General features: G+C 31.9%; 18 protein-coding genes. 16 read left to right on the top strand and 2 right to left on the bottom strand.

The window, feature by feature from the left end; all coding sequences use genetic code 11:
• Positions 1–56 precede the first annotated feature (56 nt).
• The 7 genes from ACWJKS_RS16065 to ACWJKS_RS16035 all read left to right on the top strand — a co-directional run bounded on the left by ACWJKS_RS16065 (position 57) and on the right by ACWJKS_RS16035 (position 8,847).
• The gene (locus tag ACWJKS_RS16065) at positions 57–1,139 is read left to right on the top strand and encodes an acyltransferase family protein (RefSeq protein ID WP_462959973.1); all 1,083 of its coding nucleotides are present in this window, start codon (positions 57–59) and stop codon (positions 1,137–1,139) included.
• Between the two features lie 38 nt (positions 1,140–1,177).
• Positions 1,178–4,252 (top strand): N-acetylmuramoyl-L-alanine amidase family protein, encoded by a 3,075-nt coding sequence (locus ACWJKS_RS16060; RefSeq protein WP_462959972.1) that lies wholly within the window; start codon positions 1,178–1,180, stop codon positions 4,250–4,252.
• A gap of 228 nt (positions 4,253–4,480) precedes the next feature.
• Positions 4,481–5,122 (top strand): hypothetical protein, encoded by a 642-nt coding sequence (locus ACWJKS_RS16055; protein WP_462959971.1) that lies wholly within the window; start codon positions 4,481–4,483, stop codon positions 5,120–5,122.
• A 62-nt stretch (positions 5,123–5,184) separates the two neighbouring features.
• A complete protein-coding gene (locus tag ACWJKS_RS16050) occupies positions 5,185–7,011 on the top strand; it encodes an Ig-like domain-containing protein (RefSeq protein ID WP_462959970.1) in 1,827 nt (608 codons plus the stop codon).
• A gap of 315 nt (positions 7,012–7,326) precedes the next feature.
• Positions 7,327–8,322, top strand: a complete 996-nt coding sequence (locus tag ACWJKS_RS16045) for an LCP family protein (protein WP_216302586.1) — start codon at positions 7,327–7,329, stop codon at positions 8,320–8,322.
• Positions 8,323–8,437: 115 nt separating this feature from the next.
• On the top strand, positions 8,438–8,581 hold the full coding sequence (locus ACWJKS_RS16040; protein ID WP_462959969.1) for a hypothetical protein: 144 nt from the start codon (positions 8,438–8,440) through the stop codon (positions 8,579–8,581).
• Between the two features lie 5 nt (positions 8,582–8,586).
• Positions 8,587–8,847 carry a hypothetical protein gene (locus ACWJKS_RS16035; protein WP_462959968.1) on the top strand — a complete coding sequence of 87 codons (261 nt, stop codon included), beginning with the start codon at positions 8,587–8,589 and terminating at the stop codon, positions 8,845–8,847.
• A 100-nt stretch (positions 8,848–8,947) separates the two neighbouring features.
• On the opposite strand, the gene ACWJKS_RS16030 is transcribed toward ACWJKS_RS16035, so the two are convergent.
• Positions 8,948–10,120 (bottom strand): aspartate aminotransferase family protein, encoded by a 1,173-nt coding sequence (locus tag ACWJKS_RS16030; protein ID WP_462953539.1) that lies wholly within the window; start codon positions 10,118–10,120, stop codon positions 8,948–8,950.
• 4 nt (positions 10,121–10,124) lie between these two features.
• Positions 10,125–10,994 (bottom strand): acetylglutamate kinase, encoded by an 870-nt coding sequence (gene argB / locus ACWJKS_RS16025; protein WP_462958966.1) that lies wholly within the window; start codon positions 10,992–10,994, stop codon positions 10,125–10,127.
• 165 nt (positions 10,995–11,159) lie between these two features.
• Between argB and argC the strand changes: the two genes are divergently transcribed.
• The 9 genes from argC to ACWJKS_RS15980 all read left to right on the top strand — a co-directional run bounded on the left by argC (position 11,160) and on the right by ACWJKS_RS15980 (position 20,089).
• Positions 11,160–12,197, top strand: coding sequence for an N-acetyl-gamma-glutamyl-phosphate reductase (argC, locus tag ACWJKS_RS16020; protein WP_462959967.1), 1,038 nt, complete (start codon positions 11,160–11,162; stop codon positions 12,195–12,197).
• 176 nt (positions 12,198–12,373) lie between these two features.
• Positions 12,374–13,165: an NlpC/P60 family protein gene (locus tag ACWJKS_RS16015; RefSeq protein ID WP_462959966.1), complete on the top strand. Its 792-nt coding sequence runs from the start codon at positions 12,374–12,376 to the stop codon at positions 13,163–13,165.
• Positions 13,166–13,328: 163 nt separating this feature from the next.
• The gene (locus ACWJKS_RS16010; protein WP_462959965.1) at positions 13,329–14,174 is read left to right on the top strand and encodes an Rpn family recombination-promoting nuclease/putative transposase; all 846 of its coding nucleotides are present in this window, start codon (positions 13,329–13,331) and stop codon (positions 14,172–14,174) included.
• A gap of 226 nt (positions 14,175–14,400) precedes the next feature.
• Positions 14,401–14,814, top strand: a complete 414-nt coding sequence (locus ACWJKS_RS16005) for an Rpn family recombination-promoting nuclease/putative transposase (protein ID WP_462959964.1) — start codon at positions 14,401–14,403, stop codon at positions 14,812–14,814.
• A gap of 538 nt (positions 14,815–15,352) precedes the next feature.
• The gene (gene ltrA / locus ACWJKS_RS16000) at positions 15,353–16,762 is read left to right on the top strand and encodes a group II intron reverse transcriptase/maturase (RefSeq protein ID WP_258280593.1); all 1,410 of its coding nucleotides are present in this window, start codon (positions 15,353–15,355) and stop codon (positions 16,760–16,762) included.
• Between the two features lie 374 nt (positions 16,763–17,136).
• Positions 17,137–17,373: a FeoA family protein gene (locus ACWJKS_RS15995; RefSeq protein ID WP_165412499.1), complete on the top strand. Its 237-nt coding sequence runs from the start codon at positions 17,137–17,139 to the stop codon at positions 17,371–17,373.
• Between the two features lie 36 nt (positions 17,374–17,409).
• Entirely contained in the window at positions 17,410–17,637 is a 228-nt protein-coding gene (locus tag ACWJKS_RS15990; protein WP_165412500.1) for a FeoA family protein, read from the top strand.
• A 27-nt stretch (positions 17,638–17,664) separates the two neighbouring features.
• Positions 17,665–19,713 (top strand): ferrous iron transport protein B, encoded by a 2,049-nt coding sequence (gene feoB / locus ACWJKS_RS15985; RefSeq protein ID WP_462959963.1) that lies wholly within the window; start codon positions 17,665–17,667, stop codon positions 19,711–19,713.
• A gap of 97 nt (positions 19,714–19,810) precedes the next feature.
• The gene (locus ACWJKS_RS15980; RefSeq protein WP_216302593.1) at positions 19,811–20,089 is read left to right on the top strand and encodes a FeoC-like transcriptional regulator; all 279 of its coding nucleotides are present in this window, start codon (positions 19,811–19,813) and stop codon (positions 20,087–20,089) included.
• Positions 20,090–20,172: the final 83 nt, after the last annotated feature.

Genomic DNA, 20,172 nt, shown 5'->3' with positions numbered 1-20,172 from the left:
TTGTGGCGAAGGAATAAAAAGTATATATAAAATATTGTGGGGGAGTATTAAGTGAAATGAAAAAAGAAATGAATAAAGAAATGACTATACTTAAAGCAGTTGGTATTATAGCAGTTGTAATTGGACATAAATATGATCCATTTACATGGTACCCTACATATTCATATCATATTGTCTTGTTTATTTTTGCATCGGGATATTTTTACAATCAGAATAATGAGGACAATATAATAATATTTTTTATAAAAAAGATAAAAACACTATTGATACCATATTTTATATATAATCTTTTTTATGCAGTAGTTACATATGTTTTATATAAAAAAAATAACATTTTATTAGGTGAACTACCTACATTGTATAATTTTTTTCTTAGCCCATTTTTGCATGGACATCAATACCATTTGTTTTTAGCTGGGTGGTTTGTAGTTGAATTGTTTATTATTCAAATAAGTTTTATATTACTATTTAAAATGATTAAAAAAATTAATAAGTCTTATTTATTTAGTTTTAGTGTTTTTATGTGCTTGGCATTAATAGGGCTTAGGTTTGCGAAAAGTGGTATTCATTCAGAATATGAACTAGTTGTAGATAGAACGCTATTTGGTCTGTTTTTCTATTATTTAGGATTTTGGTATAAAAACAAATTGGATGATGTCCAGTTAATTAAATCCAAATATATCATAGGCTCAGTTATACTGCAAATTATATTAATAATACAATATAAGGATGTATCTTATGCTCTGAGTTGGTGTGATTTTGGAGGACGCTTATTTTTGCCAATAATAGCTAGTATCAATGGCATATATTTATGCATTGTGATTTCAAAGTTAATAACAAGATACATTGAAGAAAATGATATATTATTATCTATTGGTGAAAATTCATTTCATATAATGGCCAATCATTTGTTTGTATTTCTTATAATGAATTTTATTATAGTAAAGGTAAAAGCAATTGATCATAATGTGCTTAATAGTGTTTGGTATGCATATAGACTTGAAAAGTATTGGTTAGTTTACGTTATGGCAGGAATTTTAATTCCAACCTATATAGCAGTTTTTGCGAAGAAGAGTAGAATCAGGTTATATGAAACATTTAAAGTTAAAAAAAGTAGGATTAATAATTTAAATAGTTAAAAGGCTATTAACTTAAGTGAAAGGAAGTGGCAACATATATGAAGAAAAGCACTAGGCTTGCTATAGTAATTAGTATGTTAGTAATTTTTATTTTACCTTTATTTAATGTCCAAGCATTAGCATTAGCACAAGAACATCCAAGTACAGCAACAGAGAATAATATTGAAGCAATAGATTCCGAAAAAAAATTAGAAAATAATATTTATCTAGATTATCCCAGTTCGCCTAAAGTTTATGGAGACAAAGGGTTAAAGGTTGCAGGGTTCGCACTAAGTCCTAAAGGTGTAAAAGAAGTAAAAATATACTTGGATGATAAAGCTATAGGAACTGCAACTTATGGATTGGAAAGACCAGATGTGGATAGCGCATTCCAAGGATACCCTGATGGCAGTAAATCTGGATTTAACTATGATATTGAAAATACAAATTTAGATTATGGTGTACATAAGATATTAGTTGAAGCTATAGGACTTGATGGATCAAAATTTAATGAAATTAGGAATATTGAAAAAGTACATCAATTGCCTAAAATGATTGTAGACAAGCCTCTAGATCAAAAAGTGGTAAACAGCGATGAGGAAATTATAAGTGGATGGGCAATTAATCAAAATGGTATGAAAGAAGTACAAATATATTTAAATAATCAATTTTTAAGTAAAGCTAATTATAATTTAGATAGATCGGATGTAGCAGCTGCTTATCCTAATTATCCAGATGGAAATAAAGTTGGGTTTTCGTATAAGCTAGATACTAGTCTTATAAAGACTTCTACAGCGACAGTTACCATAAAAGCTGTAGGGAACAATGGAGATATACAGGAAAGCAATATTATTTTAAAGAAAGAATCTATGAGTTATATTGATGATCCAACCTTAAGCAGGTATGTAAATGGAAGAGACTTGAAGATTGCTGGTTGGGCATTAAACCCCTCAGGCGTTAATCAGGTAAAAATTTATGTGAATGATGTCGAGTGTGGAAATGCTGATTATGGATTAATTAGAGAAGATGTAAAGGATGCTTACCCCTACTATAATAATGCTTCAAAATCAGGATTTGATTATACTATTAATGCTAATAAATTAGCTGTAGGTAGAAATGTTTTAAAGGTAGTTACTGTAGGAAATGATAAAAGTAGTATTGAGAGTCAAATGGTAGTGGAAGTTTATAAAGGTGACAATACATTATTTATTGACACTCCTTTAAATAACCAAAAATTTGAAAAAGAAATTCTAATTGATGGATGGGCACTTAACACTTCAAAAATAAAAGAAGTTAATATGTATTTGGATAACAAATTTATAGGTAGTGCTGTCTATGGAATTGATAGATCAGATGTAAATAAGGCATTTCCAGGATATCCTAGTGGTGACTTTAGTGGATTTACATATAAAATCCCTCTAAATAACACGCCTCCAGGAAATTATGATTTAAGGGTAGAGGCAGTAGGAGCAGATGGAACAAAAAAAACTATAGATAATAAGATAATAGTGGAGAAGAAAAAACCCATAGGCTATATTGATTCTCCATCCTATAGTAATATAGCAAAGATAAACACCATTGATGTTAAAGGCTGGGCTTTAAATGCAGAGGGAGTAAGAGATGTTAAGGTTTATGTGGATGGCCAATTAAAAGGTATGGCACAGTGTGGATTAACAAGAGATGATGTTAATGGAGCATTCCCAGGGTATATAAACGGGGGTAAATCTGGATTTCAATATGCATTAAACACAAATGAAATTTTGTTAGGGCAGCATTTATTGCGGATAGAGATTATTGGGAATGATAGTAGTTCACAGGTTATATCTAAGCAATTAAATATTGTTGGTTCAGAACCTAGAGTTTTTTTAAATGAAATTGGTAGTCTTACAAAAGATAAACAATTAGTTATAGGTGGTTGGGCTTTAAATAAGTCTAGTATGAAGGAAGTTGATGTTTACATTGATGGAGTTTATAAAGGAAAGGCAGATTATGGCCTAAATAGACCGGATGTGAACTCAGCATATAATGGATATCCTAATGGAGAAAAAAGTGGATTTAACTTTGTTAGTTCATTATCTGATTTATCAATTGGCAAGCATTCAGTTAAAGTTACTTCAGTTGGGAATGATTTAAGTGAGGCATCTGTTGAAAGAAGCTTTGACCTCCAAAAATTAAACCCAAATGTAAATATAGATACTGATTTTTCGGATTATGATAATTTAACTGAAAAAAAAGAGCTAAACATACGGGGATGGGCATTGAATGATTCCAAAGTAAAACAAGTTGACATTTATTTAGATGGCCAATTAAAAGGAAGTGTTCAAGCTGATGTATTAAGATCGGATGTTCAAGCTGCCTATCCCAAATATCCATATTCGATTAACTCAGGGTTTGCATATAAACTAGGCATAGATGATATAGGATTTGGAACTCATACAATCGGGGTATACGCTAAGGGTTATGACAATACTATTGCTTATAAAAGTATACACTTTAAGATACAAGCAACTATTGTTATAGATCCAGGGCATAATTTTGGTGGAGATGATGGATCCTACTCAACTTTTGGTGGGGTTACCTATGTGGAAAGAAATTTAAATATGCAATTAGCACTTAAATTAAAAAATAAGTTAGTACAGTATGGGTTTAATGTAATAATGACAAGAAATGAAAATGATAAATTTTATGATAATGAAACTTCTAGTCTGAAAAAAAGAGTTGATATTGCAAATAATGCTAAGGCAGATTTATTTCTTAGTATTCACCATGATTTCGCATATACCCCAGAGTCCAGTGGTATAACTACACATTATAGTACCTATAGACCCAATCTAGACAAAAGTGGTATAGTAACGAAAAACGGTATAAATTATGATACAACTCCAACTTTAGCAGCATTGAAAAGTGCTGATCTAGCTCAGCGATTAATAGATGCCTTAGCTAATTTAGGTTATAATAACAGAGGAAAAAGTGACCATAATCTGTATGTTACTCAAAATACAAATATGCCTTCTGTTTTGGTTGAATGTGGATTTATAAGTAACTTACAAGAGGCAGCTAAAACTGCGAATAATGCAGAGCAAGATGCTTTTGCGAGTAAAATGGCTGAAGTAGTTTATAATTATTTCAAGTAGGTTATAAAAGGTGTTTTATATTAATATTGGAGCATTGCAGGTGATGATTTAATAAAGAGTTTGACGAAAGCCAGCAAAGGAAACTGCTGAAATATATTTCAGCAGTTTTTTCGTCGTTAATTTAATTTTGGATATTTTGTAAAATATTGATTTAAAAGTGATTTTAAAGTATAATTATGGTGGAATATATAATTTATTGTATTTACAATTATTAAAGGGGATAGATTATTGAATAAAATACGCGAACGTTTTAAATCAAAAGAAGTGAGATTAATTGCAATATTTTTAACTATTGTGATTGGGGTTATCTTTATTATTTCAATATATAATAAGCATCAAAGTGATAAAAAAGGGCAGATGGTTATTATTCAACAAAAAAAAGATGATGGAAAAATTGTAAATAAAAAACAAGAAGAATTGAATAAGGAGGTTGAAGAAAAAAAAATAAAGGAACAGAAAGTTTCGAAAAATCAAAAAAAAATAGAAGAGCAGAAAGTTCCGGAAGAACAAAAAAAGTTGAAAGAACAGAGGCTTTTGGAAAATCAAAAAAAAATAGAGGAACAAAAAAAAGCTGACAAAGCAGAAGTTGGAAAAGAGGCTAATAATATTAACGAAAACATTAAAAAGAATGAATTTACAAAGGAAAAAGCGATTGAAATAGTAAGCAAAATCGTAATTAACAAAAACCAAAAGGTAAAGGTTGGATATGACCATACGCAAAAGAGAGGTGGAAAAGATTACTATGTTCTTCGAGTATACGATGATATGAGTGATCACATAAGTACATTGGGATGGTATTATGTTCAAGTTGACACCGGTAAAGCATTTGAATGGGATCTGATAGAAGATAAATTAACACCGATAAATTAAATGAAAATGAATGAAAAAAATTTTTAATATAATTATTTTGATAAGGGCGGGTGAAATATAAATTGAGAAAGCGAAATATTCAAAAAACGTTATTATTTATGGCTATGACTTTGTTTGTATTGTATACAAATAAAAGTAATACGGTAATGGCTACTACCCTTTTACCATCGAGAGTATATGTTGAGACACCTAGCGACGCTCAATCAATTAGTGGGGAAAGTTTTAATATCAAAGGGTGGTCATTGAATGCTGCTGGTATAAGAGAAATAAAAATATATATAGACAATGTATATACTGCTAATGCAACTTATGAATTAGACAGGAGTGACGTAAATGCTGCATTCCCAGGTTATCCTAATGGAGATAAAAGTGGGTATAGCTATAACTTAGATACAAAGTCTATATCACCAGGGACGCATAATCTTTCCGTTGTATCAATTGGTAAGGACGGAAGTGAAGATAAAATTGATAGATCTATAATTATCAACAAAAAAGACCCTATGATGCATGTAGATACTCCAATTGACAACTTTTCAACTACTCAAAAAGATATACATATTGAAGGCTGGGCATTAAATGATTCAGGAATTAAAGAAATACAATATTACCTAAATGATAATTTAGTAGGCACTTCCTTTGAGGGTGTTGAAAGAAGCGATGTAAATGCTGCATATCCAGGATATTTAAATGGAGGCAATAGTGGATTTTCTTTTTCTTTTAATGCATTAAAATTGCTGGCAATAGGAACACAAAATGCGAATTTAAAAATTATTGCAATTGGCAAAGATGGTACAAGCTTAACCATAAACCAAAATTTAATTTTAAAAAAATTACCTGAAAGATTATGTGTTGATACACCTTCAAATAATGATATTATCAAAAATAATATTAATATAGTTGGGTGGGCTTTAAATGCCTCAGGAGTAAAAGCAGTAAATATATATTTAGATAATATTTTTAAGGGTAAAGCAGCATATGGAAGTTCAAGAGGAGATGTTAATGCAGCATTCCCTGGATATACAGGAGGAGACAAATCAGGTTTAAACTTTAATCTAGATACTTCAAAAACTACACCCGGTAATCATACTATAAGAGTGGAGATGGTGGGGGATGATGGAAGGATAATCAATCAAAACATTGGTATTAATGTATATGGAATGATTGAATACCATAGCTATAATACATCTTTAGATAAAATGGTTAGTATCCAGCTTGCGTCTGGTGCGGTTTATAACAACACAACAACTTGGACATGGGATCCAGCAAATGCCAGTATGATAAAGGAATATGTTGATCCATCAAATATTATTGATGATGGATATAGAAAATATGAATTATTAAAATTAAGTTATAATGACGGTGCTTCAATTACCGACTTAAACAATGTTTTAAAGGGAAAAGGAGTATTAAGCGACAAAGGGCAAATGTTTTTAAACTCAGCAAAAACTAACAATATTAATCCGATTTACCTAATATCTCATGCTATATTGGAAACAGGAAATGGAACATCTGCTTTAGCAACTGGTATATTAGTAACTTCTGTTGATGGGAAAGCTGTTACTCCAAGGGTATCCTATAACTTATTTGGAATTGGAGCTTATGACTCGAATGCGAATAAGTACGGGTCAGAATATGCTTATAAGCAAGGTTGGTTTACTCAAGAACAAGCTATAAATGGAGGTGCTTATTTTATATCGGAGGGTTATATAAATAATGCCAGTACAAATCAAAATACTTTATATAAAATGAGATGGAATCCTGCAAGTCCTGGAACTCACCAATATGCTACAGATGTTAAATGGGCATATAATCAAATATCTAATATAAAAAAATTAACAGAGCTTTGTCCTAATAGCCTAATATATTTTGATATTCCGGTTTATAAATAGCGGATTTATAGGGAAAGAACTTGAGCTGAAAAGTTTGATAAATTAATTTGTAATTAGTATAAAAATATCATGCGGATATGGGCAAAATATAGTAAAATAGTAAATATTATAGTATAATTACGTTGTGGATATTTTATAACTACAAATTAATTGCAGGATAAAATGATTATACATAGCATTTAGATAAATATTGCATACGACAAGAAAAGGGGATATAATAATCAGAGTACTATATGTGAAAAATTAGAGAATAGAAAAATATAAAAAATTAGTATTTTCAGAATGATTATGCAACATATGATGGAAGGGGAAAATATGAGTAAAAAGAGAAAATCAACAAAGATTATTTTAAGTTTATTTATTATTGGTGTGTTAATTTTTGGGGGAGCTTTTGGTTACACTTTTTATGAACTCGGTAAAATAAACACTGTAAAAATATCGAAAACCGATGAGGCTCTAGGTATTAAGACTGATGCATCGCCTCAAGCAGAAAAAGATAACGGAATAACAAACATTGCTTTCTTCGGTTTAGATAGAAGAACTGCGAAGGAACCAGCTCGTTCGGATTCTATAATGGTACTTTCAGTGGATACAAAAAACAAGAAAATAAAAATGTCCTCTATTATGAGGGATACATATGTAGCAGTAAAAGGGCATGATGAAACAAAGATTACCCATGCATATGCTTACGGTGGACCACAGCTTGCCATAAGAACGCTTAATGAGAATTTTGATTTAAATATTAGAAATTATGTTTCCGTTGATTTTTTTAATCTCGAAAAGATAATAGATAGTATTGATGGAGTAACTATAGATATTGCTCAAGATGAAATTGATTTAATAAATGGTTATATGAATGAAACAGCTGGAATTGAAGGAAAATCAATAACTAGAATTACAAGGTCAGGACCGCAGACTTTAAATGGACTTCAAGCTGTTGCATATTCGCGAATACGTTATACTTCTGGAGGAGATTTTAAGAGAACTGAAAGACAAAGAACTGTATTAACAGGTATGCTCACAAAGATTGAGTCACTGGGGGCAACTGAATTCCCATCTGTTGTTTCTAAACTTCTACCTCTTACTGAGACAAGCATGAGTAGTATGGATGTAATGGCCCTTGGGACAAAAGTGATTGCGTCTAAGACAACTGCTTTAGAGCAGGAGAGATTTCCAGTGGATGGCTACTGTGAGGGAAAAACAATAGGCGGAGTTTGGTATTTGAAGGCTGACCTTAAGGCTACTGCAGATCAGATTCATAGATTTATTTACGAAAATGTAAAGCCTGTGTCTAAAGCACCACTCTTTTAGAGTAGTTAAATATTAGTTAGCAAAAGATAACAAGGAAAACTACTGAAATATATTTCGGTAGTTTTCTTCGTAATATAAGATAAAACAATAAAAGTAAAGGATTAGGAGGCTGGGTATGGTTGAAATGTTAAAAGTTATGGTTTCAATAGTTAATGAATTACATGATCTAATTGAAAATTTTTCTTCGGGTTTTAATACGCAACTTGATGATAAGCAGCTTCATTTTATCGTCATAGCCATAATTGGTATGCTTTTGTAGTTAATATGGCATTTAAGGCTATGGCGAAATATAGCATTTCTATTTTATCTTTTATATATACATTTACTGTACTTTTGGTTATTGTTTTTGCTATCGAACTGGAGCAGAAGCTTACCAATCGCGGCCAAATGGAATTTGCTGATATAGTGGCAGGAGTGTGGGGATTCATAGCAGTTTTTGCTGTTTATATTATAATATATAATTTGATTTCTTTTATTAAAAAGAGTATAAAAAAAATACATACGGGGAAACATATAGAAAGATAATATATCCCCCTAAGATAGTTATCTTTTTCAAAGCTATGACATAAAGATGCCACTCAAATAGTGAGTGGCATCTTTTGTCATATAAAAAAATCTTAATTTATTAAATTGTGATTTCAGATATTACTAACTCAAGGATATCTAAAGCATCATCAAGTTCCGCTTTTGTTATATTAAGTGGAGGAAGTAATCTTATTACATTATCTCCAGCTGAAATAACAAGAAGGCCTTTGTCAAAACACAATTTACAAAACTCCTTTGTGTCAGTTTTTAGTTTTATACCAATTAATAGACCCATACCGCGTATTTCATCTATTATCTCATATTTTGCTTTGATATTTAATAACCTGTCCAATAAATAAAAACTCTTCTCGTCGATTTCATCTATAATTCCACCAGCTACGAGTTCTTTTAAAACTGCGAGAGCAACTGCACATCCAAGAGGATTTCCACCGAAAGTGCTTCCATGGTCACCGGGTACAAAAGCAGTAGAAGCTTTTACATTGGTAATGGTCGCGCCTATTGGGAATCCGCCGCCAAGAGCTTTTGCGATGCAGATTACATCAGGGATAACAGAGAATTTCTTATAGGCAAATAGACTTCCGAGGCGTCCCACTCCACATTGAACTTCATCAAAAATTAGTAGAGCATTGTATTTGTCACAAAGAGTTCTTACTTCTTCTAAAAACTCTTTGTTTGCTGAAACAACTCCGCCTTCTCCTTGAATTGGTTCTATTATTATGCCACATACTTTTTCGTCGAAATTCTTTTTTAAATCGTAAGTATCATTAAAATTTACTTTACGTACACCGTCCATTAAAGGTCTAAAATCCTCTTGATATTTCTCCTGACCTGTGACAGAAAGAGCACCTATAGTTCTACCATGAAAAGAATTACCCATATATAAAAGTACATTTTTATCTTTTGTACCTGTTAATTTCCCGTATTTTCTTGATATCTTTAATGCAGTCTCCACAGCCTCAGTACCACTGTTACAAAAGAATACCTTGCTATGATCACAGTTATCTATTAACTTTGTTGCAAGGAGCGCGAGGGGAGTATTCCAAAAGTAATTTGATATATGAATAAGTTTACTGCTTTGCTCAGTTATAGCGTTTATTATAGCAGGATGGCTATGCCCAAGGCAATTTACTGCAACTCCTGAGAGAAAATCTATATATTCACGTCCATTTGTATCATAAATCTTGCATCCAAGCCCTTTTTCAAAAGTAACATCATATCTTCCGTAAGTGTCCATTATACAATTTTCTATCATTTATTTACTCCTTCGCTGTTATAATTTTAGTTCCACAATTCTTGATTACATTTAGTAATAAACTGTGTTTTTTTCTTCCATCTACCAGATGAACATTTTTAGTGCCTTTATTAATAGCAGTAACGCAGCATTCCAGTTTTGGAATCATACCGCCAAAGACAATACCCTTATCTATAAAATCTTTAGTTTCAGCTACTGTGATTGATGGTAAAAGCGTTGATGGGTCTTTTATATCTGTATATACTCCATCTATATCTGTCATTATTAATAACTTTTCAGCTTTTAGCACACCACTTATAAAGGCTGCAGCATAATCTGCATTTATATTGTAACTATGTCCGTCCTCTCCTATGCCTACAGGAGAAATAACTGGGATATAGTTATTTTTAATTAAAGTGTGTAATAACTGCGAATTAATATTAACAACTTCTCCAACGTAACCTATATCAAACTTTTGGTTACCTTTATAAACAAACTTCTTTTTAGCCTCTATTAGATTACTATCTTTACCGCTTATACCTATGGCATTTAGTCCTCTTGTACTTAATATAGAAGATAGTCTTTTGTTAATATTTCCTGATAGGACCATCTCTACAACTTCCATAGTAACGCTGTTTGTAACTCTTAATCCTTTTATAAATTTATGCTCTCCACCGGTTTTTTCAATCCATTTATTAATTTCAGCACCACCACCATGCACTATAATCACTTTAATACCGACCCTTGTCATAAGCACTACATCTTCTACAAAGGCTAACTTAGCGGCTTTGTTACTCATTATACTTCCGCCATATTTTATAACGAAGGTCTTTCCCTCATACTTATTAATTTGTAAAAACTCTTTTATATTTAAGTGATTATCGGTTATATCCATTCTGGCCTCCAACTTTAATATGTAATTTCCATTAAATTTTATGAACTTTGCAACTTTTGAATAATTATACACCAATTTGAATAAGTATTCAATAAAATATTGATTTTTTTATAAGGTTATTGTATAATCACTTTTAACATTAAATTTAATTAAGAGGTGGTTATTATGATAAAGGCTGGAATAATGGGGGCCACTGGCTATGCCGGTGAACAATTAACATGGCTTTTGTACAAGCATCCAGAGGTTAATGTAGAATTTTATTCTTCTCATAATTATGCAGAGGTGGGCTATAGTGACATCTATAATAACTTCTATAGTTATATAGATGACATTTGCGTTGATATGGAAACAGCTATAAGTAAATTATCAAATATAAATGTTCTCTTCATTGCGTTGCCACAGGGCAAGGCCTTTAAAATAGCTGAAAAAGCATTGTCGCTTGGGGTAAAAGTGATAGATTTAGGTGCTGATTTCAGACTGAAATCTAAGGAAGTATATGAGCAGTGGTATGGCGTTAAACATGAAAGTGAAGGCCTTTTAGCAAGTGCTGTTTATGGCTTAACTGAATCAAACAGAGAAGCTATAAAAGAGTGCAACCTGTTAGCTAATCCAGGGTGTTTTCCAACAGCTACTATATTAGCGCTAACCCCGCTTTTGAAAAACAATCTAATAGATCTAAAATCCATAATAATTGATGCTAAATCTGGAGTATCTGGAGCGGGCAGATCTGCAAATATTAGCTCACTTTTTACAGAATGTAATGAGTCAATTAAAGCTTATGCAGTTGCTAGTCATAGACATACTCCAGAAATTGAACAAGAGCTAAGTAAGGCTGCATGCGATGATTTAATGATATGTTTTACTCCGCATTTAGTACCAATGAATCGTGGAATTTTATCAACCTGTTATGGGTCACTTTTGAAAGAAGTAACTACAGGTGAGCTTATAGATTTATATAGAGATTTCTACAAGGAAGATTATTTTGTAAAGGTTATTGATGGATTACCTGAAACAAGATGGGTAAGAAACTCAAATTTATGTCATATTGGAATCAAAGTAGATAAGCGTACAAAAAGAGTAATTGTAATATCTGCTATAGATAATTTAATAAAAGGTGCCGCAGGTCAAGCTGTGCAAAATATGAATATAATGTTTGGAATAGATGAAACTAGGGGACTTGAAATCATTGCTATGGCACCTTAGAAAATGTATAATTATGCAATAAATGTTATTAAAATAATATGTATAAACTTATAGGAATAATACGATAAATGCATAAACTTATAAAAATAATACAATTATTATTTATTTGGAATATTTCACTTTTTATTGAATAGAATAGTATTAAGTATACTATATATTTAAAAAGTGGGTGAAATATGAGAATGACGTTTAAAGGTGCCAAAATAGTAATAAATATATTTTCTGCAATAGTCTTGTTTCTATTTGTTTTTATTATATTAACGCCTACACATAATCCGGTTAGAAGCAGTACAAGCCTAAGTAATATACCGAAAATCTCTCCATTTTCTTTAAAAGATAGTGATATAGTCTATAATGCCAAAGCCGATTCTGATATTCCTAAAGTTAAAGATGAAAGTAAGTCTGATGATTTAAAAATTGAGAGTCTTAACAAAGCAAAGGCAATGACTGAAGTAAAATGGATACCTAAGCGTAATATGGTTGATAAGAGTTGCTCTTATACTTTTATTAAAGGAAAAGTATATCAGGGGGTACCATATAGTATGGACCCATATCAAGTTTCATCACCGGGTGATTTTCTAAATAAAATTAATAAAAATAAAGGACTATATGGTAATGACTGTTCTGGTTTAGTTAGTGCAGCTTGGGGAATAAAAAGGCAGACTACTCTTACTCTTTATGATGAGGTAAAGAGAACTAGTAAAACAGGGAAAAAATTTGTCAGCCAAATATCCTGGGATGATTTGAAACCAGCAGATGCTTTGCTTTTAGATAATGGTAGTGGAAAAGGACATATTATGTTATATATAGATTCAGATAAGAAAAACAGTGATAATTTAAATGTGTATGAACAAAACATACCTACAGTTACACCCTACGAGCCAATTCCAGTAGCAAGAAAAGATGTAAGATCTAAAAGTAAATTAATGAAAAAAGGGTACATACCTATTAGGTTAATGTCTAAGTAAGGGAGTAAAAACTTGGTAATGCTTGGAGAGAGGAAACTACTAAAATAAATTTTGGTAGTTTTTTCGTCGTGAAGGAAAGGCTTAGCGACATTAGTTTATTAATAATGTAGAATTAAATGTAATGTTCTGATAAAATAAGAATATAGGAAGGAATGATTATAATATGGAAAGATTAAAGCCTCTAAATGATTTCATCTTTAAGAAAACCTTCGGTGAGGAAGAAACAAAAGATAATTTAATAGCATTACTTAATGCAATTCTAAGTAAAAAAGATAGAGATAAATTAGTAACACTAGAAATAGTTGAAAATAAAGAACTAACGCCTGAATTAATTCAAGATAAGACAGGAATCATAGATGTTAGAGCTAAAACAAAAGATGGCACGCAACTTGAAATAGAAGTTCAGTTAACAAATCAGCACAACATGGATAAAAGGACACTATGGTACTGGGGAGAAATGTTTTCAGGAGGAATAAAAAAGGGAGAAGATTATAAGAATCTACCCAAAGTCATAACTATAAATATAGTAGATTTTGAATACATTAAAATCCCAGATAAATTCCACACAACATTTCATCTGTGGGAAGATGAAGTTAAAGACTACATGCTAACAGACGTAGTGGAGATTCACTTTATAGAGATGGAGAAATTTAGAAAATTAAGAAATAAGAACTTAAAAGAAGATAAGCTTCAAAGGTGGCTATCCTTCTTTAGAGAAGACATAAGTGAAAAAGAGTTAAAGGAGCTTACGGACATGGATGTTGATATTAGAAAGGCAGAAGAAAAAATAGAATATCTAAGCAGTGATCCAAAGACACTGGAACTTTACAAAGCTAGAGAAAGATCACTTCATGAGAGAGCTAATATGATAAGTAGTGCAAAGGATGAGGCAGCAATAAAAATAGCAGAGAAGATGATAATAAAGGGACTTTCTATTGATGACATAGTTGAATTAACAGAGCTTACAGTACAAAAAGTAACTGAGATAAAGAAAAAAATAATGCAATGAAAATAAGCAACGGAGTTAGGCGAAGATAGGACATCTGATGCGAATTTATGGTGGAATAAGTTGGGTTAAAAGGCTAAGAGACTTAGAAAATAATATTAAGAAAAAAAGCTTGGCGGCAGCCATGAGGGAACTACTGTAATTTAAAAAAGCTTAAATTGAGGTAGTTTTTTCGTTGTGAAGGAAAGGGTTCAGGACATTAGTTTATTAATAGTGTACAACAGACGTAGTGGAGATTCACTTTATAGAGATGGAGAAATTTAGAAAATTAAGAAATAAGAACTTAAAAGAAGATAAGATTCAAAGGTGGCTATCCTTCTTTAGAGAAGACATAAGTGAAAAAGAGTTAAAGGAGCTTACGGACAAGGATGTTGATATTAGAAAGGCAGAAGAAAAAATAGAATATCTAAGCAGTGATCCAAAGACACTGGAACTTTACAAAGCTAGAGAAAGATCACTTCATGAGAGAGCTAATATGATAAGTAGTGCAAAGGATGAAGGTGTAATAGAAGGAATTGAAAAAGACAAAATAAAGGTAGCAGAAAATTTCTTGAATATGGGATTATCAGTTGAACAAGTTGCTAAAGGTTCTGAGCTTTCAGTAGAAAAAATAATAGAAATAAAAAAGAAAATGATGAATTAGAAAGTTTTATGCAAAGGTATATCTATCGATATAATTCTAGAAAGTACTGACTTAACAATAGAATAGCAAAATTAAAAATATAATAAATAAGCCCTCTATTAAATTAGAGGGCTTATTTATTGTGCGCCCGGCATGGGCGCAATCTAATGGGTGAAAGTCCCTAGCACGGGTTAATAGTGCCAAGTGCATAGCTTAAGACAAGGGTGTCCATCGTGAGATGGAATCTGAAGGAAGTTGGCGGCCAAACTCCGGTCTGACGAACAGAAACTACATATAAGGCATATGCTTGTGGGTAAGTTTGCAATACAAAACGAAGCCCAAAACTATTCGAAACAAGTGGTGTAAATGTAGCAGATAGATGGAGTGAAAGATTGCGTTCTTACCCGGGGAGATCTGATAGGTAAGTTGTGGATATGAATTTAGAAATAACAACCCATACAGTGATGTATGGCTGAACTATCAGAAGTCAGCAGACGTCATAGTACCATGCAAAACGCGTTAGCGTGGGAAGGACTGAACAATAGGAGGTTTTGGAATTTTGAAGGATACGAGAAAATATGATAAAAGCAGACAACTTCATAAAGAAGGCTCTCTACGAGAGAATAGAGTGGAACTCGAAGGTAATGTAGAAGTGCATAGTATTTCCTCTATGTCAGAAGAAGGAAGAAACGATGTGAATGAATATGATAATGGTTTACTCGAGCAGATATTATCGAGAGATAATATGAATAAAGCATATAAAAGAGTAAAAGCCAATAAAGGAAGTCATGGGATTGATGGTTTGACAGTAGATGAACTTCTACATTATCTAAAAGAGCATGGACAAGAATTAAGGCAATCATTATTAGAAAGTAGATATAGACCTCTAGCCGTAAGAAGGGTAGAAATACCAAAACCTGACGGTGGAATTAGGCTACTTGGAATACCTACTGTATTAGATAGAGTTATTCAGCAAGCGATATCACAAACTCTAATACCAGTATATGAAAAGAAATTTTCTGATAATAGTTACGGTTTTAGACCTTTAAGAAGTGGAAAACAAGCTGTTGAAAAATGTAGGGGATATATTAATGCTGGACATACATGGACGGTGAATATAGACCTTTCTAAATACTTTGATACGATAAATCATGATAAATTAATAAGGATACTATCGGAAGATATTAAAGATAGTAGAGTAATTTCTCTGATACGAAAGTATCTACAAAGTGGAGTGATGATAAATGGGGTATTTATGAATACAGAAGAAGGAGCACCTCAAGGCGGGCCTTTGTCCCCATTATTAAGTAACGTAATGTTACATGAACTCGATGTAGAACTAACAAAACGAGGACTAAACTTTTGTAGATATGCTGATGATGCGAATATATACGTCAAAAGTGAGAAATCAGCAAATAGAGTAATGAAGAGTATTACGAGATTTATTGAGGAAAAGTTAAAGCTTAGAGTGAATAAAGAAAAGAGTACAGTAGATAGACCTTGGAAACTTAAATTTTTAGGATTTTCATTTTACCGAGCAAAAGGTGAATACAGAATGAGAGTTCCTCAAAAACCTATAATCAAATTCAAAGCAAAGCTAAAAGAATTAACTTCAAGAAGTAATGCGATGAGCATGAAATATAGGTTTATGAAACTTAAGCAAGTGATAGTTGGATGGATAAATTATTTTGCTATTGCAGACATTAAAAGTATTCTTAAAACACTTGATGAATGGTTAAGGCGAAGAATTAGAATGTGTTTTTGGAAACAATGGAAAAAGATTAAAACAAAATATGGGAACCTTGTTAAATTAGGAATACCAAACAATAAAGCTTTGCAATATGCAAATACAAGGAAAGGCTATTGGAGAACATCCAATAGCCCTATATTAAACAAAACATTGACCAATAAATACCTTAAAAATATAGGATTAGTTTCTATATCTGAGACATATTTATTAAAACATTAATTTCTATTGAACCGCCGTGTACCGAACGGTATGCACGGTGGTGTGAGAGGTCGCTAAATAAATTAATTATTTAGCTCCTACTCGATTTTTGATTATATAAACCTTGAAAACATAGTTATTTATACAATGATAACTGGTATATATACAAATTTAAGATTAATAATATATAAAAATAGTAGACGAGCTAAATTAGATTAATGGATTAATTCTAGCAAAAAATATAATATAGTTGTTTACAAATATGCTATATTACGGTATGATGATAATGGAAATCAAATGATTACGAGTATTACATAGAAATTAAATATATTTTTTTATATAGCAGTTGATAATGAATTTCAATATCGTCAATAAAGTTTAAGAGGAGTGATTTTATGACAAATCAAATATCATTAGTAGAAATAGAATTGAAAACTAGGGTTAAAGTAGTAGATATATCGTTAGCAAGTAAAGTTAGAAGAAGAATAATGGATATGGGAATAGTTAAAGGTACAGAAATTGTTGTAATAGGAAAAGCACCTATGGGTGATCCTATAGAGCTTCAGGTTAGAGGGTATTCTTTAAGCCTTAGAAAAAGCGAAGCAAGAGATATTATGGTGAAATTGATTTAATGACATTTAAGTGTGAAAAATAATATGGAGGTGGGAATGATGAATATGCCACTAAATTTTATTGGAATAGGAAAGTTTGCAGAGATTAATAGTGTACAAGGCGGCGAGAGTATGTGCAAGAAAATCATGGAGATGGGCATGAGCAAGGGTGCTATAGTAAAAATTATGAAAAATGATAATGGTCCTTTAATTGTGAAAGTCGGAGAAACTCGATTAGTTCTGGGGCGAGCTATGGCACAAAAGGTTATGGTCCGAGAAGTTTAAAATAATGCGAAATTATGGGGGAGCAATATGAGTAAAGATTTAGTAATAGCTTTAGCTGGTAATCCTAATTGTGGGAAAACTAGTTTGTTTAATTCATTAACTGGTTCAAAGCAACATGTCGGTAACTGGCCAGGAGTTACAGTTGAAAAAAAAGAAGGTAAATTTAAGTTTGAAGGCAGAAACATAATTGTGGTGGATTTACCAGGAACTTATAGTCTTGGAGCATACTCAGATGATGAAATAATAGCCCGCGACTTTATACTGAAAAGTAAGCCAGACGTAGTGATTAATGTGATTGACTCAAGTAATATTGAAAGAAATTTATATTTAACTATGCAAATTTTAGAAACTGGTCCAAAGATGGTTTTAGCACTTAATATGATGGATGAAGCAAGAAACAAAAACATAGAAATAAACGTTAATAAGGTATCAAAAGCATTAAATATACCTGTTGTTGCGACTATTGCGACTAAGAGCGAGGGTATAAAAGAACTTATACGCGAAGCAATAAAAATAGGCGATTCATTAGAATGCGATGCATTTAAAATTGATTATGGTAGTGACATAGATAAAGAAATTAAGTTGCTTACAGAAACTTTTTTAGAAACTTCAGCTACTTTAGAATACCCAGTACAATGGACATCACTTAAGCTTTTAGAAGGCGATGAATATATAAAGAAATATACAAATGAGAATGAAAAATTTGAAAAGATAAATGCTACATTAGAAAAAAGTGTAGAAAAATTAACCGGGAAAATAGGTTATGAACCAGATGCTTTTATAATAGATAAAAGATACGAATTTATAAGTAAAATAGTACAAAATAGTGTTAAAAAAGAAGTATCAAATGTAGAAAGTACTTCTGATAAAATAGACAAATGGACTACTCACAGGTGGTTTGGAATACCAATATTTGCATTAGTAATGTTTCTTATGTATCAGCTATCAATGACCTTTGGAAATGAATTTTTAGGAGGACTAGTAGATAGTGGATTTAGTGCTCTAGGAGATTTTGTAGGTGGCATTTTGACTAGTATGGGAACGCCTGCACTGTTACAATCATTTATAACTGATGGAATAATAGGAGGACTTGGGGCAGTATTTGTATTTACACCTATGATTTTCACTATGTATTTTCTTATAGCTATTCTTGAAGATAGTGGATACATGGCAAGGGCAGCTTATATAATGGATAAGTTTATGAATTCAATAGGGCTTCATGGTAAAACAGCGGTATCTCTTATAATTTCTAGTGGTTGTAATGTGGCAGGGATAATGTCTACAAGAACATTAGATAGTAGAAAAGATAGAATGGTGGCTATACTTATAAATCCGTTTGTATCTTGTAGTGCAAGACTTCCAGTTTATGCATTGTTTGCTGGTGCTTTCTTTGCAGGTAGAAAAGTTTGGATTTTTGATGCAGGTGGAATTATTGTATTCGGTCTTTACTTGCTAGGGATTGCAGTTGCAATATTAATGGGTAAATTTTTAAGCGCGAAAGTATTTAAAGGAGAAGAATCTTATTTTGTAATGGAACTTCCACCTTATCGTATACCTACAGCTAAAAGTGTATTTATTCATATGTGGGAAAAATCCTCTCATTTTCTAAAAAAGATGAGTACAATTATATTAGGGTTAGTTATAATTGTTTGGGTACTCTCAAACTTACCAATGGGAATTGAGCCAGGAACTAGAGAGAGTTTAATTGGATCAGTAGGGGCGGTTATTGCACCAATATTTAAACTGGCAGGTTTTGGAACTTGGCAGGCTGGAGTGGCACTTATAACAGGTCTTGCTGCTAAAGAAGCAGTGGTTAGTACTTTGGGAACGGTTTATGCAGCATCAAATGATGCATCATTAACCGCGGCTATTCAACAGGCATTTACGCCTCTTACATCTCTAGCGTTTATGGTAATGACTTTATTGTATTGTCCTTGTGCAGCTACAATAGGTGCAATAAGAAGAGAAACAAACTCTAGAAAATGGGCAATTATGGCAGTAATATATACTTGCGTAATTGGTTGGATAGGAGCAGTTTTAGTATACCAAATAGGAAGTCTTCTAGGCTTTAAGTAGTATTTTGAATAAAAAGAGCAGAGATTAACCTTTGCATGAGAATGAATATTAATATCAGAATGTAAAAGAAAATTTGAAATAAAAGGGAGGGTGTATTATGTTAATGAAAGTACTTGCAAGATTAGTTCAAGGCGGAAGGTATTCTAATAATATAATGGCCAAGGAATTAGGAATAGATGAGGGTATGGTTGAGCAAATGCTAGTACAACTTCAGAGGCTCGGGTATATTGAAAAGGAAGATATGGAGACTTGCTCAGGCGGATGTAATTGTGGGAGCAGTTCTAAAAAACCGAGCTGTTGTAGTAGCTCAAATGTGAATATAAATATGTGGAAAATTACAGACAAAGGTAGGAAAACTATATTGAAGGTAACATAATAGAAGTCCAAACCCTTGGCAAAGTAAGGGGAAAAAAACTGCTGAAATATATTTATTTCAGCAGTTTTTGTTTTGTTAACATA

This window comes from Clostridium sp. CM038 (assembly GCF_055081105.1).
This window is presented reverse-complemented; position numbering and strand designations above follow the sequence as displayed.

Excerpts from the sequence above, each read along its gene's own strand:
- ACWJKS_RS16065 (WP_462959973.1), top strand. The coding sequence starts at position 57 with ATGAAAAAAGAAATGAATAAAGAAATGACTATACTTAAAGCAGTTGGT.
- ACWJKS_RS16060 (WP_462959972.1), top strand. The coding sequence starts at position 1,178 with ATGAAGAAAAGCACTAGGCTTGCTATAGTAATTAGTATGTTAGTAATT.
- ACWJKS_RS16045 (WP_216302586.1), top strand. The coding sequence starts at position 7,327 with ATGAGTAAAAAGAGAAAATCAACAAAGATTATTTTAAGTTTATTTATT.
- ACWJKS_RS16040 (WP_462959969.1), top strand. The coding sequence starts at position 8,438 with ATGGTTGAAATGTTAAAAGTTATGGTTTCAATAGTTAATGAATTACAT.
- ACWJKS_RS16035 (WP_462959968.1), top strand. The coding sequence starts at position 8,587 with ATGGCATTTAAGGCTATGGCGAAATATAGCATTTCTATTTTATCTTTT.
- ACWJKS_RS16030 (WP_462953539.1), bottom strand. The coding sequence starts at position 10,120 with ATGATAGAAAATTGTATAATGGACACTTACGGAAGATATGATGTTACT.
- argB (WP_462958966.1), bottom strand. The coding sequence starts at position 10,994 with ATGGATATAACCGATAATCACTTAAATATAAAAGAGTTTTTACAAATT.
- argC (WP_462959967.1), top strand. The coding sequence starts at position 11,160 with ATGATAAAGGCTGGAATAATGGGGGCCACTGGCTATGCCGGTGAACAA.
- ACWJKS_RS16015 (WP_462959966.1), top strand. The coding sequence starts at position 12,374 with ATGAGAATGACGTTTAAAGGTGCCAAAATAGTAATAAATATATTTTCT.
- ACWJKS_RS16010 (WP_462959965.1), top strand. The coding sequence starts at position 13,329 with ATGGAAAGATTAAAGCCTCTAAATGATTTCATCTTTAAGAAAACCTTC.
- ACWJKS_RS15995 (WP_165412499.1), top strand. The coding sequence starts at position 17,137 with ATGACAAATCAAATATCATTAGTAGAAATAGAATTGAAAACTAGGGTT.
- ACWJKS_RS15990 (WP_165412500.1), top strand. The coding sequence starts at position 17,410 with ATGATGAATATGCCACTAAATTTTATTGGAATAGGAAAGTTTGCAGAG.
- feoB (WP_462959963.1), top strand. The coding sequence starts at position 17,665 with ATGAGTAAAGATTTAGTAATAGCTTTAGCTGGTAATCCTAATTGTGGG.
- ACWJKS_RS15980 (WP_216302593.1), top strand. The coding sequence starts at position 19,811 with ATGTTAATGAAAGTACTTGCAAGATTAGTTCAAGGCGGAAGGTATTCT.